Origin of the sequence: Cellulomonas hominis, from assembly GCF_014201095.1 — a bacterium.
GTDB lineage: Bacteria > Actinomycetota > Actinomycetes > Actinomycetales > Cellulomonadaceae > Cellulomonas > Cellulomonas hominis.
In genome coordinates, this window is record NZ_JACHDN010000001.1 from 1,121,188 (window position 1) to 1,134,801 (window position 13,614).

The following is a 13,614-nucleotide window of genomic DNA, read 5'->3' on the forward strand; positions in this document are numbered from 1 at the left end:
CGGCGATCTTACCGAGGCCCGCCGGGGCCCTCCGCCAGCCCGCTCACGAGGTCCAGGGCGAGGTCGAGGATCGGCGAGGAGTGCGTCAGCGCGCCGACCGACAGGTAGTCCACGCCGGTCGCCGCGACCTCCGCCGCGCGGTCCAGCGTGAGGTTGCCGGTGGCCTCCAGCTCGACGCGGCCCGTCTCCGGCTCCCCGGCGCGCACCGCCGCGACGGTCGCCGCCAGGACGGGGGTCGGCATGTTGTCCAGCAGCAGGAACCGCGCGCCGACCGCGACGGCCTCGAGCGCCTGCTCCGGGGTGTCGGCCTCCACCTGGATCGTCACGTCCGGGAACCGCGCGCGCACCGCCCGCACCGCCGCGGCCACGCCCCCGGCCGCGACGACGTGGTTGTCCTTGACCATCGCGACGTCGTAGAGGCCCATGCGCTTGTTCGTGCCGCCGCCGCACCGGACGGCGTACTTCTCGAGCTCGCGCAGGCCGGGGGTGGTCTTGCGGGTGTCCAGCACCTGCGCGCCCGAGCCCGCGAGCGCGTCCGCCCACCGCCGGGTGTGCGTGGCGACGCCCGACGCCCGGGACGCGAGGTTGAGGGCGGTGCGCTCGGCGACCAGCAGCGCCTGCACCGGGCCGGTCAGGACGGCGAGCACGTCCCCGGGCGCGACGGCGGACCCGTCGGCGACCCGCTGGTCGACCGCCGCGGGCGGCAGGCCGAGGCGGTCGGCGACCTGGCGCAGCACCTCCGCGACCACGGGGAGCCCGGCGACGACGCCCGCCTCCCGGGCGACCAGGTGCGCCTCGCCGGTCGCGGCGGCGTCCACGGTGGCCTGCGTGGTGACGTCCCGGCCCGGCGCGGGCCCGAGGTCCTCGTCGAGGGCGACGGCGACGGTGCGGGACAGCCAGGCGGCATCGAGCGGGATCACGCGGGCCAGCCTAGGGCCGCCCACGGCCCGTCCCCCGGGTCGTCCCGCCGCGGGCGGCGCGCGACGTGGAGTGGAAGGTCCGAGCGGACACGCCGTCGGCGTGTCGGTCCGGACCGTCCACGTCGCTGGCCCGGGGTGCCCGCGGGGCGGGTCAGGGCAGGGGGGTGGGGTGCTGGGTGAGGGTGCCGTCGGGGGCCAGGGTGGCCTCGATGCGCAGGCGCCACGCGTCGTCCGCGGCCGGGAAGTCGCTGCGCAGGTGGCCGCCGCGGGTCTCCCGGCGCGCGGCCGCGACCGCGGTGAGGACCGTGGCCACCTGGTGCACGTTGGTGGTCTCCCACTCGGCGACCTGAGGGCCGGCCACGGGGGTCTCGCCGCCGTCGGTCGCCCGGTGCGCGTCGGTCCGCACGGCCGCGAGCGCCTGGGCCGCCGCCTCGAGGCCCGCCGCGGACCGCAGCACGCCGGGGCCGTCGCTGGCGATCCGCTGGATGCGCGAGCGCGCGGCACCCGCCACCAGGGCCTCGGGGCCGGGGCGCTCCACGGGCTCGGCGGGCCGCAGCGCGCCGCGGTCCAGCCGGGCGGCGATGTCGTGCGCGGCGCGGTGCGCGAACACCAGGCCCTCGAGCAGCGAGTTCGACGCGAGCCGGTTCGCGCCGTGCACGCCCGTGCACGCCACCTCCCCGACCGCGTACAGCCCGGGCAGCGAGGACCGCCCGACCAGGTCGGTGACGACGCCGCCGGAGTGGTAGTGCTGCGCGGGGGCGACGGGCACGAGGTCGGTGGTGAGGTCGATGCCGTGCTCGGCGAGCCGCTCGGCGATCGTCGGGAACCGGCGGCGCAGGCGCGCGGCGCCGAGGTGCCGGGCGTCGAGCAGCACGTGGTCGGAGCCGGTGCGGGCCATCTGCCGGACGATCGCCCGGGCCACGACGTCCCGGGGCGCGAGCTCGGCGAGCGGGTGCACGGCGGGCAGGAACCGGTGCCCGTCGGTGTCCACGAGCACCGCGCCCTCGCCGCGCACCGCCTCGGACACCAGCGTCAGCTGGCCCTTCACGCCCGAGCCCAGCCAGAGCACCGTCGGGTGGAACTGCACGAACTCGACGTCCCCGACGGCGGCGCCGGCCCGCAGCGCCGCGGCGAGGCCGTCGCCGGTGGCCTGCACGGGGTTCGTGGAGGACCGGAACACCTGGCCGATGCCGCCGGTCGCGAGGACGACCGCCGGGGCGAGCGCGGCGCCGACGCCGTCGCGGGAGCCCTCGCCGATGACGTGCAGCGTGACGCCGCAGACCGCGCCGGGCCGGCCGTCGCGCGAGGCGCCGGTCAGCACGTCCAGGACGAGCGCGTGCTCGACCACCTCGATGCCGGGGTCCGCCCGCACCGCGTCCACGAGCGCGCGGCTGATCTCGGCACCCGTGGCGTCGCCGCCGGCGTGGGCGACGCGGTCGGCGTGGTGCCCGCCCTCCCGGGTGAGGCTGAGGTGACCGTCCGGCTCGGTGTCGAACACGGCGCCGCGGGCGACGAGCTCGCGGACCCGCGCCGGGCCCTCGGTGACCAGCACCTCCACCGCACGCGGGTCGCACAGCCCGACGCCGGCGACCAGCGTGTCCTGCAGGTGCGCGGCCGGGGAGTCGGCCGGGTCGAGCGCCGCGGCGATGCCGCCCTGCGCCCACACGGTCGAGCCGGAGACCAGCACGTCCTTCGTGACGAGCAGCACCCGGTCGAGCCGGGTCCGCAGCTCCAGGGCCGCCGTGAGCCCGGCGATGCCGGACCCCACGACGACCGCGTCGGCGCGCACGGTCCACCCGGGAGCGGGTGCGGCGAGCCGGCGCGCGAGGCGCGGGGTCACCGCGCGGCGCCCGCGTCCCGCCCGGCGTCGTTCGCCCCCGCCCCGTCCCCGGCCGCCGCCGCGCCCGCCGCGCCGGCCCCGTCGCGCTCGACCAGCGCGCGGCCCTCGTCGAACGGCACGCCGCTCGGGTGCAGCCCGGACTCGGCGGTCCACTGCGCGGGGACGGTGCCGGGGTCGTGCCCGGTGTCGACGACGCGGTTCTGCGCGTCGACGAGGACGACCTTCGGCTCGTAGGTCCGGGCCTCGGCGTCGGACAGCATCCCGTAGGCGATGAGGATGACGACGTCGCCCGGGTGCACGAGGTGCGCGGCGGCGCCGTTGATGCAGATCTGCCCGGAGCCGGCCTCGCCCGCGATCACGTAGGTGGTCAGCCGGGCGCCGTTGGTCACGTCCACCACGTCGACCTGCTGGCCGGGCAGCAGGTCCGCGGCGGCGAGCAGGTGCGCGTCCACCGTGATGGACCCGACGTAGTGCAGGTCGGCCTGCGTCACGGTCGCGCGGTGCAGCTTGCCGATCATCATCGGCCGAAGCAGCGAGGTCATCGGTCCCACCTCACGTCGGTGTTGTCGATCAGGCGGGTGCTGCCGACGGTCGCGGCCACCGCGAGCACCGCGGGCCCGTCCGTCGGCGCGTGCACGTCCGCGAAGGTCAGGTCGTCCACGAGGGCCACGTAGTCCGTGCCCACCCCGGCGCCGTCGAGCACCGCGCGGGTCGCGGCGCGCACCTCGTCCGGGCCGCCGCCGCGCGCGGCCGTCGCCCGGCCGGCCTCCAGGGCGCGGCTCAGGGACAGCGCCTGCTCCCGCTCGGCGGCGGACAGGTACGCGTTCCGGGAGGACAGCGCCAGGCCGTCGGCGTCCCGCACGGTGGGCACGCCCACGACCTCGACCGGCACGTCCAGGTCGCGCACCATCCCCCGGACGGCGGCGAGCTGCTGCACGTCCTTGCGGCCGAACAGCGCGACGTCGGGGTCGGTCAGGTGCAGGAGCTTGAGCACCACGGTGAGCACGCCGTCCAGGTGGCCGGGGCGGGTCGCGCCCTCGTAGACCGTGCCCACCGGGCCGGCGGACACCCGCACGGCGGGGTCGCCGTCCGGGTACATCTCCCCCGGCTCCGGGGCGAAGACCACGTCGCCGGCGCCCAGCAGGTCCGGGCCGGTCAGCGCGGCCAGGTCGCCCGGCAGGTCGCGCGGGTAGCGGTCCAGGTCCTCGGCGGGCGCGAACTGGAGCGGGTTGACGAAGATCGTCACGACGACCTGCCCGGCGCGGGCGCGGGCCTCGCGGACCAGGGACAGGTGCCCGGCGTGCAGCGCGCCCATCGTCATCACCACGGCGCGCGTGGTCCCGCCCCGCAGGGCCGCCGCCAGCTCCGCCCGGGTCCGCGCCACAGCGGGCGCCTGGCCGCGTGCCTCGGTCATGCCTGGTCCTCCCCGTCGACGGCCGGCGGGTCGTGCTCCTCCCGGCCGTGCTCGTCGTCGTGCGCGTCGTGCACCGTACCCCCGTCCGGGCCCGCGGCGTGAGCCGGGCCGCCCGGGGCGGCGCCGGACGGCCCGGGCGGCGGGTCCGGCACCGGGTCCGCCAGCGCGTCCAGCAGCGCCTCGCCCTGCTCGGGGCGCAGCAGCCCGGCGGCCAGCGCCCGGCCGGTCGCCGCGCGGGACAGGGCCCGGTACGACGCGGCCACGTCGGTCGCCCCGGTCCGGACGCCGAGCGCGGTCAGCTCCGCGAGGTGGTCCCGCACGGTCCCGGCGTCGCCGCGGCGGACCGGGCCGGTCAGCATCGTCACCGCGCCGTTGGTCACCTCGCCCTCGGCGTCCCGGCCGCCGCCGGCGGACTCGGCCCGCAGCGCGCCGTCCAGGGCCGCGGCCAGCAGGGGCCGGAGCACCGCCCCGGGGTCGGCGACCCCGGCGGCCGCGAGCGCCTGACCGGCCTGCGCGACGAGCACCACCAGGTGGTTCGCCCCGTGCGCGAGGGCCGCGTGGTACAGGGGCCGGGCGGCCTCGTCGACCACGACCGGCTCGCCGCCCATCTCCACGACCAGCGCCTGCCCGATCGGCAGCACCGGCGTCGGGGCCGTCACCGCGAACGTGCAGCCCTCCAGCCGGGACAGGTCCAGCGACGTCCCGGTGAACGTCATCGCGGGGTGCAGCGCGATCGGGATCACCCCGGCCGCGCGGGCCGGGTCCAGCACGGCCGCGCCGTACCGCCCGGCGGTGTGCACGACGATCTGCCCCGCCTGCCACGCCCCGGTGGCCGCGAGCCCGGCGACCAGGTCGGCCAGCGCGTCGTCGGGCACCGCGAGCAGCACGAGCTCGGCCCGGCGCACCACCTCCGGGACGTCGAGCACCGGCACGCCGGGCAGCAGCGCGTCGGCACGCTCCCGGGACTCCGCGGACACCGCCGACACGCCGACGACCGGGTGCCCGGCCGCGCGCAGCGCGCTGCCCAGCACGGCGCCGACCCGGCCCGCGCCGACGACGCCGATCCCCAGCCGCGTCATGCCCGGCGCATCCACTGCTCCGGCCCCGCCCCGGCGCGTGCGGTGCGGGCGCGCGTCGCCTGCTCGTCCAGCAGCCCGGCCGCGACGCGCGCGTCCAGGTGGTCCACCCGCGGCGACACCGGCCCGGTCGTGGAGTGCAGCTGGAAGGACGCCAGGCCCAGCCTGCGCTGCAACGGCCCCTGCGCGAGCGCGAGCGACTGCGTGCGCTCGTGCGGCACGACCACGAGCCGGCGCACGAGCACGCCGGAGCGCAGCACCAGCGCCCGGTCGGTGACCGCGACCCCGTGCCGGCGCCAGCCGACCGGGTCCAGCCAGCGCGACCGGCGCGGCGCCACGGCCCAGGTGCCGTCGGTCCCCCGGCCGGCCAGGCCCGCGTCGACCAGCGCGCGCGGGTCGGCCGTGCCCAGGTCCGGCAGCACCAGCCACAGGGCCAGCAGCGCCTCGTCCCGGGTGCCGACCGGGAGCAGCACGTTCTCCGTCTGGGCCTGGTCGGTCCCCGAGCCGTAGCCCGCGACGTTCACCTCCACCCGCCACCAGTCGGGCCTGCGCCACAGCAGGCCCTGCGTGACCTGCACCGCCTGGACGCGGCCCGGCGGCACCGTCTGCGCCCGGGCCTCGGTCAGGCCGTGCCGGAGCCGGATGCCGTCCGGGGAGATCGCCGCGCGGAAGTTCGCGCCCCGGTTGAACCGGGTCCAGGTGTACGAGACGACACCGAGCAGGGCCGGGAGCAGGGCGAAGGCCGACTCGAACCGGCCGGAGGTCACGATCAGCACGACCAGGGCGACCGCGAGGGCGAGCAGCCAGACCATCGACGACGACAGCACGGTGGACAGCAGCAGGCGGCCGACCGGGACCTCGTACACCGGGCGCTCGGGGGCGACCGGGGCGGGACCCTGCCACCCGGGGTCCCCGGGCGCGGGTGCGGGTGCGGGTGCGGTGCCCGGGGCCGGTGCCGCCGCGTCCGGGGCGGGTGCCGTCACGGTCGCGACCGGCGCGCCCGCGGGCACCGCCGCGCCGGAGGGCCGGTGCAGCCCCGCGGCGCGCGCCAGCAGCTCGGCCCGGAGCTGCTCGGCCTCCGCCTCCCGCAGGAACGCCAGCGAGACCGCCGAGCCCGCGCCGCCCGCGACCTCCAGCCGCAGCTCCGACAGCCCGAGGATCCGCGCGAGCAGCGGCTGCACGACGTCCACGGCCTGCAGCCGGTCCAGCCGGGCCTGCCGCTGCTGCCGGAACAGGACGCCCGAGCGCAGGTGCACGGCCTCGTCCGTCACCGCGAACCGGGTCATCCGCCAGGCGATCGCCGAGTAGCCGAACCCGGCGAGCGCGACCAGCAGGACCGCGCCCGCGACGAACAGCCAGGCACGCGCCCCCAGCCACTCCGCGAGGTCGCGCACCTCGTCCGCCGAGTTCCACACGATGATCGCCAGGACCGCGACCAGGACCTTCCACCCCTTCACCGCCGGGGTGACCGGGTGCATCCGCCGCCAGCCGAGGTCGTCGGACGGCGGCGTGGGGACCGGGGACCCGGCCGGTGCGGCGCCCGCGGGCACGGCGTGCTCCCCGGTCACAGCCCCGCCAGCCGGGCCTCGCCGCGCGACGCGAGCTGGTCGCGCAGCCGGGCGGCCTCGGCGGTCGGCAGGCCGTCGATGGAGGCGTCGGTACCGGGCGACGCGGTGTGCAGCTGCACCGACGCGATGCCGAGCCTGCGGGCGAGCGGGCCGGCGGTGACGTCGACGTACTGCATCCGCCCGTAGGGCACGACGACCATGGACCGGAACAGGATGCCGCGGCGCAGCAGCAGGTCGTCGGCGCGCTCCGCGTACCCGAGCGCCCGGACCTGCCGCGGCACGAGCCACAGCACCCACACGGCCAGCGCGGCGACCGCGGCCGCGGCGAGCCACAGCCAGAGCTGCTGCGCCAGCGCGGCCGCCACCACGAGGCCGGCGAGCGGCACGGCCAGCCAGCCGAGCCCGACGACGAGGCGCGCGGAGGCCAGGCGCGGCGAGACGGGCGTCCAGTCGACCCCGGCGGGCTCGAACGGCTCGCTCTCCGGCAGCGGGGACGGCGCCGCGGGTGCGGCGTCGGGCAGCGGCTGGGCGGCGTCACCGTCGGGCGTGGTCATGGGGCCCATCCTTCCATCGCCCGCCCACGTCGTGCGGGCCCGAGGTCCGCGTCACCCACCCGGCGTGGCACACGGTGGAAGGTTCGAGCGGACACGCCGTGCGCGTGTCCGCTCGAACCTTCCACTCTGCGGGATCGGGATCGGGATCGGGCCGGGGGCCCGGTGCCGTCAGCCCGCGGCGGCGTCCGGGGCCGGGGCCGGCTCCTCCGGGTCCTCCGGCGGCGGGATGCGGCAGAACGACTCGGCCAGCAGCCCCGCCACCGCGAGCACCACCGCGCCGAGCACCGCGAGCCCGGCGGACGCCGCGCGCTCCCGCTGCGCCTCGATGTGCAGGTCCCCCAGCACCTCGAGCACCTGCGCCAGGTACCACCCCGCGAGCAGCGCCCCGGTGTAGCAGGACGCCTTGGCGAGCACCGCGGTCCGGGCGGCGCGCAGCGGGTCCAGCGCGGGCCGCTTGCCCCGCAGGTACTGCCGCACGGACCAGCCGAGCCCGAGCACCACCGCGGCGATGAGCACCAGTACGGCGACCATCGGCCACGGCACGGGCGGCAGCGTCCAGCCGCGGCTCGCGAGCAGGCGGACCACCAGCCAGCCGAGCGCGGTGGTGACGGCCGTCAGGAGCAGGAGCGTGCGGACGCGGGTGCGCTGCATCAGGGGTCCAGCCGCCCGAGGGGGTCGGCGGCCGCCGCGTCGTCGGCCGCGCCCGGGTCGGGCAGCGCGGCGGGCACGGGGGCGGTCAGCCAGTCGAGCGCCAGCCAGCGCACGCCGTCGCGGTCGGGGGCGGTCGCGGCGAGCGCGGCGACAGGTCCGCCGCCGAGCCCGTGCAGCACCGCGTCCGGGCGCACCTGGGCCCAGGGCTGCAGGACGAACGCCCGCTCGTGGGCACGCGGGTGCGGCAGCTCGAGGTCGTCGGTCACCGCCGAGACGTGGCCGTAGACGATGATGTCGATGTCGAGCGTGCGCGGCCCCCAGTGCACCTGGCGCTCGCGCCCGTGGGCCTGCTCGATGCCGGACGTGGCCCGCAGCAGGTCCCGCGGCGACAGCGTCGTGCGGGCGATGACGACCGCGTTGAGGAAGTCCGGCTGCTCCGGCCCGCCGACGGGGGCGGTGCGCGCGAGGGCCGAGACGTCCAGCACCTCGACCCCGGGGACCGCGGCGAGGTCGGCGACCGCGTCGCGCAGCGTGTCCTGGGCGGCGCCCAGGTTCGAGCCGATCGCGAGCACGACCTCGACGGGTCCGTCGGGCGCCGCGTCGAGCGCGTCCTGCACGAGCTCGGCGTCCACCACGTCGTCGTCGGCGGGGCGCGCCTCGGGGAGCACGGGGCCCGGCACCGGTCCGGGCGGGTCGGCGGGCGGCGGCGCTGCGGGCAGCACGGTCGTCGCGGCGGCGAGGGCCAGCGGGTCGGGGTCCGGCGGCGCGAGCGCGGGGACCGCGGGCACCACGGGCGCCGGGGCCACGGGAGCGGGCACGACGGCCAGGGGCTCCCCGGCCGGGTCGGGCTCCGCCGGCGCGGACGCCGGCGAGGGCCCGGCCACCGGGTGCCACCGTGGCGCGTCCGCGGCGAGCGGCTCCGCGGCGGGCAGCCAGGTGCGGTCCCGCCGCACCTCGACCACCACGTCGCCGAACGGCACGGTGATCGGCGCCTGCGGCTTGTGCACGGCGACGTCGACGGCCTGCACCTGCGGGTGCCCGAGGACGGTCGCGGCGATCCGCTCCGCGACGGTCTCGATCAGGTCGGCGGGCTCGCCGGCGAGCACGGCGACGACCTGCTCCGCCAGGGCGCCGTAGTCCAGCGTGTGCGCGAGGTCGTCGGTGGCGGCGGCCCGCCGGGTGTCGACGTGCGCGACCACGTCGGCCACGAAGGTCTGCCCCTCGCGGCGCTCGTGCGGGAACACCCCGTGGTACCCGGTGGCGCTCACCCCCGTCAGGCGGATCCGGTCCAGCCGGTGCCCCCCGCGTCCGGCCACGTCCTCGTCGCTCATCGGTCGTCCTTCCCGGACGGCGCCGCCGCCGTCCACCGGGCAGCGACGCGCACGGCGTCGGCCGTTCCTCGTGCCTCGTGCACCCGCACGCACCACGCGCCCGCGGCGGCCGCCAGCGCGGACACCGCCGCGGTGGCCGCGTCGCGCTCGGCAGGCGGCGCGGGCGTCCCGTCGGGCCCGGCCAGCAGGTGCCCGAGGAACCGCTTGCGGGACGCACCCACCAGCACCGGGAACCCGTCCGCGACCAGCTCGGGCAGGCGCGCGAGCAGCGGCCAGTTCGCCGAGCCGGGCTTCGCGAACCCGAGGCCCGGGTCGAGGACGACCTGGTGGTCCGCGACCCCGGCGGCCCGCAGCTCGGCGACCCGCTCGGCGAGCTCGCGCCGCACGTCGGTGACGACGTCGTCGTAGTCCGCGAGGCTGTCCATCACGTCGGCGTGGCCGCGCCAGTGCATCGCGACGTACACGACGCCGGTGCGCGCGACCACCTCCCGGATCGCGGGGTCGGCCAGGCCTCCGGAGACGTCGTTGACCACGACGGCACCCGCCGCGACCGCCGGCTCCGCGACCTCCGCCCGGGTGGTGTCGACGCTGACCGGCACGCCGCGGCCCGCGAGCTCGCGGACCACGGGCAGCACGCGGTCGAGCTCCTCGGCGACCGGCACCCGCGCCGCGCCCGGGCGCGTGGACTCGCCGCCGACGTCGAGCAGGTCGGCCCCGTCCGCGACCAGCGCGAGCCCGTGCGCGACGGCGGCGTCCGGCGTGAACCAGCGCCCGCCGTCGGAGAACGAGTCCGGCGTCACGTTGAGCACGCCCATCACCAGCGTCCGGCCGGCGGACGTCAGCGCGGGCGGGAGCGGCGAGGGGGGACGCACGGAGCCAGCCTAGGGGGTCGCGGGTGGGTCGCCGCGCGCGTCAGCGCCCGATGACGAGGCTCATCGCCTCGGCGCGCGTCGCGGGGTCCCGCATCTGGCCGCGCACCGCCGAGGTGACCGTCCGCGACCCCGGCTTGCGGACGCCGCGCATGGACATGCACAGGTGCTCGCACTCCACCACGACCAGCACGCCGCGCGGCTCGAGCACCTCGACCAGGGCGTCCGCGATCTCCCCCGTCATCCGCTCCTGCACCTGCGGGCGCCGGGCGTAGACGTCCACCAGCCGCGCGAGCTTCGACAGCCCGGTGACCCGGCCCGTCGCCCCCGGGATGTACCCGATGTGCGCGACGCCGTGGAAGGGCACGAGGTGGTGCTCGCAGGTCGAGTACACCTCGATGTCCTTGACCAGGACCATCTCCTCGTGGCCGATGTCGAACGTCGCGCTGAGCACGTCCACCGGGTCCTGCCGCAGGCCGGCGAAGATCTCCTGGTACGCCCGCGCGACGCGCGCCGGGGTGTCCCGCAGGCCCTCGCGGTCGGGGTCCTCCCCGACCGCGAGCAGCAGCTCCCGGATCGCGGCCTCGGCGCGCGGGGCGTCGTAGGCCGGGACCTCGTGCGGGGGGCGGTGCGCGCCGCGGCCGTCGCTGCCCGGCACGTCAGCCCCGCGCGCCGGCGTCGCCCTCGGCCGAGCGCGAGGCCGGGCCGAGGTCGGGGGTCTGGCCCGGCGGGACCTCGACGACGCCCACGGCGGGGTGCTCGTCCTTGGCCGCGGCGGCCTCGTCCTCCGGGACGACCGCGCCGTTCTGCTGCGCCTTCTCCGCGGCGGTGAGCACCGGCGGGCGGTCGGACACGGCGCGCTGCTCGCTGGACAGCCACACCTGGCGCGGCGGGCGCTTGGTGATCGGCTCGAAGATGACCGCCAGCTCCTGCTGGTTGAGGGTCTCCTTCTCCAGCAGCTCCAGCACCAGGGCGTCCAGGACGTCGCGGTACTCGACGAGGATCTCCCACGCCTCGGTGTGCGCGGCGTCCATGAGCTTGCGCACCTCGACGTCCACCGTGCCGGCGACCGACTCGGAGTAGTCGCGGCCGTGGCCCATGTCGCGGCCCATGAAGACCTCGCCGGAGTCCTGGCCGAGCTTCACGGCGCCGACCTGCTCGCTCATGCCGTACTGCGTGACCATCTTGCGGGCCGTGGCGGTGGCCTTCTCGATGTCGTTGCTGGCGCCGGTGGTCGGGTCGTGGAACACGAGCTCCTCGGCGACCCGGCCGCCCATGGCGTACGCGAGCTGGTCGAGCAGCTCGTTGCGCGTCGTGGAGTACTTGTCCTCGGTCGGCATGACCATCGTGTAGCCGAGGGCCCGGCCGCGCGGCAGGATCGTCACCTTGGTCACCGGGTCGGTGTACCGCAGCGCCGCCGCGACCAGGGCGTGCCCGCCCTCGTGGTACGCGGTGATCTTCTGCTCCTTGACCTTCATGACGCGGGTGCGCTTCTGCGGGCCGGCGATGACGCGGTCGATCGCCTCGTCCAGCGCCCGGTTGTCGACGATCTGCGCGTTCGACCGGGCCGTGAGCAGCGCGGCCTCGTTCAGCACGTTCGCCAGGTCCGCGCCGGTGAACCCGGGGGTCCGGCGGGCGACGGCCGCGAGGTCGACGTCGGTGGCCATCGGCTTGCCCTGCGCGTGCACCTGCAGGATCCGCTCGCGGCCCTTGAGGTCCGGGGCCTCGACCGCCACCTGGCGGTCGAACCGGCCGGGCCGCAGCAGCGCGGGGTCGAGGATGTCCGGGCGGTTGGTCGCCGCGATGAGGATGACGTTCGCGTTGACGTCGAAGCCGTCCATCTCGACCAGCATCTGGTTGAGGGTCTGCTCGCGCTCGTCGTGGCCGCCGCCCATGCCCGCGCCGCGGTGCCGGCCGACGGCGTCGATCTCGTCGATGAAGATGATCGCCGGGGCGTTCTCCTTGGCCTGCGTGAACAGGTCCCGCACGCGGCTGGCGCCGACGCCCACGAACATCTCGACGAAGTCCGAGCCGGAGATCGAGTAGAACGGCACGCCCGCCTCGCCCGCGACGGCGCGGGCCAGCAGGGTCTTGCCGGTCCCGGGCGGGCCGTACAGCAGCACGCCCTTGGGGATCTTGGCGCCGACGGCCTGGAACTTCGCGGGCTCGGAGAGGAACTCCTTGATCTCCTGGAGCTCCTCGACCGCCTCGTCCACGCCCGCGACGTCCGCGAACGTCACCTGCGGGGACTCCTTGGACACCAGCTTCGCCTTCGACTTGCCGAAGGACATCACCCGCGAGCCGCCGCCCTGCATGGACGACATGAGGAACCAGAACAGGCCCAGGATGATGACGAACGGCAGGATCAGCGTGAGCAGGCTGCCCCACCACGACTGCTGCGGGACGTCGGAGGTGTACCCGCCGGCCGGGTCGGCGTCCGCGATCGCCTCCACCACGGACGGGCCCTGCGGCACGACGTAGTAGAACTGCACCTCCGTGCCGAGGTTCTCCCCCTCCTTGGTGAAGTCCTCGGTGAGGGTGAGGTCGACGCGCTGCGAGCCCTCGGTGATCTTGGCCTGCTCGACCTTGCCGTCCCGGATCAGCTCGAGGCCGTCGGAGGTGTCGATCCGCTGGACGCCGGACCCCATGAAGGCGCTGGCCGCGATCCACAGGATCAGGACGGCGAGGACGATCCACAGGACGGGTCCGCGGGTGAGGCGCTTGAGTGTCATGGGCAGACGGGGGCGTGCCCCCTCGTCCCTCCGGTCGCAGGGGTGGAGGCTTTGAAGTTACACGCTGGACCTGGGCGGGGCGGGGTCTGTTCGCCCAGGGCTGGACGCCGCCCGCGCGTCAGGACGCGTAGACGTGCGGCGCGAGCGTCCCGACGAACGGCAGGTTCCGGTACTTCTCGGCGTAGTCCAGGCCGTACCCGACGACGAACTCGTTCGGGATGTCGAAGCCGACGTAGCGCACGTCCACGTCGACCTTGGCGGCCTCCGGCTTGCGGAGCATCGTGGCGATCTCGACCGACGCCGGGCCGCGGCTGCGCAGGTTGGCCAGCAGCCAGGACAGCGTGAGGCCGGAGTCGATGATGTCCTCGACGATCAGCACGTGCCGGCCGGTGAGGTCCGCGTCGAGGTCCTTGAGGATCCGCACGACGCCGGACGACTTGGTCCCCGAGCCGTAGGACGACACGGCCATCCAGTCCATCGCCAGCGGGGTGCTGATCCGCCGCGCGAGGTCGGCCATCACCATGACCGCGCCCTTGAGGACGCCGACCAGCAGGATCTCCCGACCCGCGTAGTCCTCGTCGATCTGCGCGGCGATCTCGTCGAGCCGCTGCCCGAGCTGCTCCTCGGTGAGGAGCACCCGCTCCAGGTCCGCGCCCATG

At 76.8% G+C, this 13,614-nt stretch carries 13 protein-coding genes; all 13 read right to left on the reverse strand.

All coding sequences use genetic code 11. From position 1 onward, the window contains the following. Window positions 1–8 precede the first annotated feature (8 nt). The 13 genes from nadC to hpt all read right to left on the reverse strand — a co-directional run bounded on the left by nadC (window position 9) and on the right by hpt (window position 13,613). Complete coding sequence (gene nadC / locus HNR08_RS05200; protein ID WP_246803012.1) at window positions 9–920, reverse strand: carboxylating nicotinate-nucleotide diphosphorylase; 912 nt, start codon at window positions 918–920, stop codon at window positions 9–11. Window positions 921–1,071: 151 nt separating this feature from the next. After that, window positions 1,072–2,760: an L-aspartate oxidase gene (locus HNR08_RS05205; protein ID WP_146835922.1), complete on the reverse strand. Its 1,689-nt coding sequence runs from the start codon at window positions 2,758–2,760 to the stop codon at window positions 1,072–1,074. Further along, on the reverse strand, window positions 2,757–3,302 hold the full coding sequence (panD, locus tag HNR08_RS05210; protein WP_146835919.1) for an aspartate 1-decarboxylase: 546 nt from the start codon (window positions 3,300–3,302) through the stop codon (window positions 2,757–2,759). The genes HNR08_RS05205 and panD overlap by 4 nt, the downstream gene beginning before the upstream one ends. After that, entirely contained in the window at window positions 3,299–4,174 is an 876-nt protein-coding gene (panC, locus tag HNR08_RS05215; protein WP_146835916.1) for a pantoate--beta-alanine ligase, read from the reverse strand. Before panC ends, panD begins: the two co-directional genes overlap by 4 nt. Next, the gene (locus HNR08_RS05220) at window positions 4,171–5,253 is read right to left on the reverse strand and encodes a Rossmann-like and DUF2520 domain-containing protein (protein WP_146835913.1); all 1,083 of its coding nucleotides are present in this window, start codon (window positions 5,251–5,253) and stop codon (window positions 4,171–4,173) included. The genes panC and HNR08_RS05220 overlap by 4 nt, the downstream gene beginning before the upstream one ends. Further along, the gene (locus HNR08_RS05225; protein ID WP_338075773.1) at window positions 5,250–6,800 is read right to left on the reverse strand and encodes a PH domain-containing protein; all 1,551 of its coding nucleotides are present in this window, start codon (window positions 6,798–6,800) and stop codon (window positions 5,250–5,252) included. The genes HNR08_RS05220 and HNR08_RS05225 overlap by 4 nt, the downstream gene beginning before the upstream one ends. A gap of 14 nt (window positions 6,801–6,814) precedes the next feature. Next, window positions 6,815–7,372 (reverse strand): PH domain-containing protein, encoded by a 558-nt coding sequence (locus tag HNR08_RS05230; protein ID WP_146835911.1) that lies wholly within the window; start codon window positions 7,370–7,372, stop codon window positions 6,815–6,817. 168 nt (window positions 7,373–7,540) lie between these two features. Continuing rightward, entirely contained in the window at window positions 7,541–8,023 is a 483-nt protein-coding gene (locus tag HNR08_RS05235; RefSeq protein ID WP_146835908.1) for a DUF3180 domain-containing protein, read from the reverse strand. After that, complete coding sequence (folK, locus tag HNR08_RS05240) at window positions 8,023–9,354, reverse strand: 2-amino-4-hydroxy-6-hydroxymethyldihydropteridine diphosphokinase (protein WP_146835905.1); 1,332 nt, start codon at window positions 9,352–9,354, stop codon at window positions 8,023–8,025. Before folK ends, HNR08_RS05235 begins: the two co-directional genes overlap by 1 nt. After that, window positions 9,351–10,169, reverse strand: a complete 819-nt coding sequence (folP, locus tag HNR08_RS05245; protein WP_146836016.1) for a dihydropteroate synthase — start codon at window positions 10,167–10,169, stop codon at window positions 9,351–9,353. The genes folK and folP overlap by 4 nt, the downstream gene beginning before the upstream one ends. Window positions 10,170–10,266: 97 nt before the next feature. Further along, a complete protein-coding gene (gene folE / locus HNR08_RS05250; RefSeq protein WP_146835902.1) occupies window positions 10,267–10,881 on the reverse strand; it encodes a GTP cyclohydrolase I FolE in 615 nt (204 codons plus the stop codon). 1 nt (window position 10,882) lies between these two features. Then, the gene (gene ftsH / locus HNR08_RS05255; RefSeq protein ID WP_146835899.1) at window positions 10,883–12,955 is read right to left on the reverse strand and encodes an ATP-dependent zinc metalloprotease FtsH; all 2,073 of its coding nucleotides are present in this window, start codon (window positions 12,953–12,955) and stop codon (window positions 10,883–10,885) included. Window positions 12,956–13,073: 118 nt separating this feature from the next. Beyond that, a complete protein-coding gene (gene hpt, locus HNR08_RS05260; RefSeq protein WP_210736889.1) occupies window positions 13,074–13,613 on the reverse strand; it encodes a hypoxanthine phosphoribosyltransferase in 540 nt (179 codons plus the stop codon). Window position 13,614: the final 1 nt, after the last annotated feature.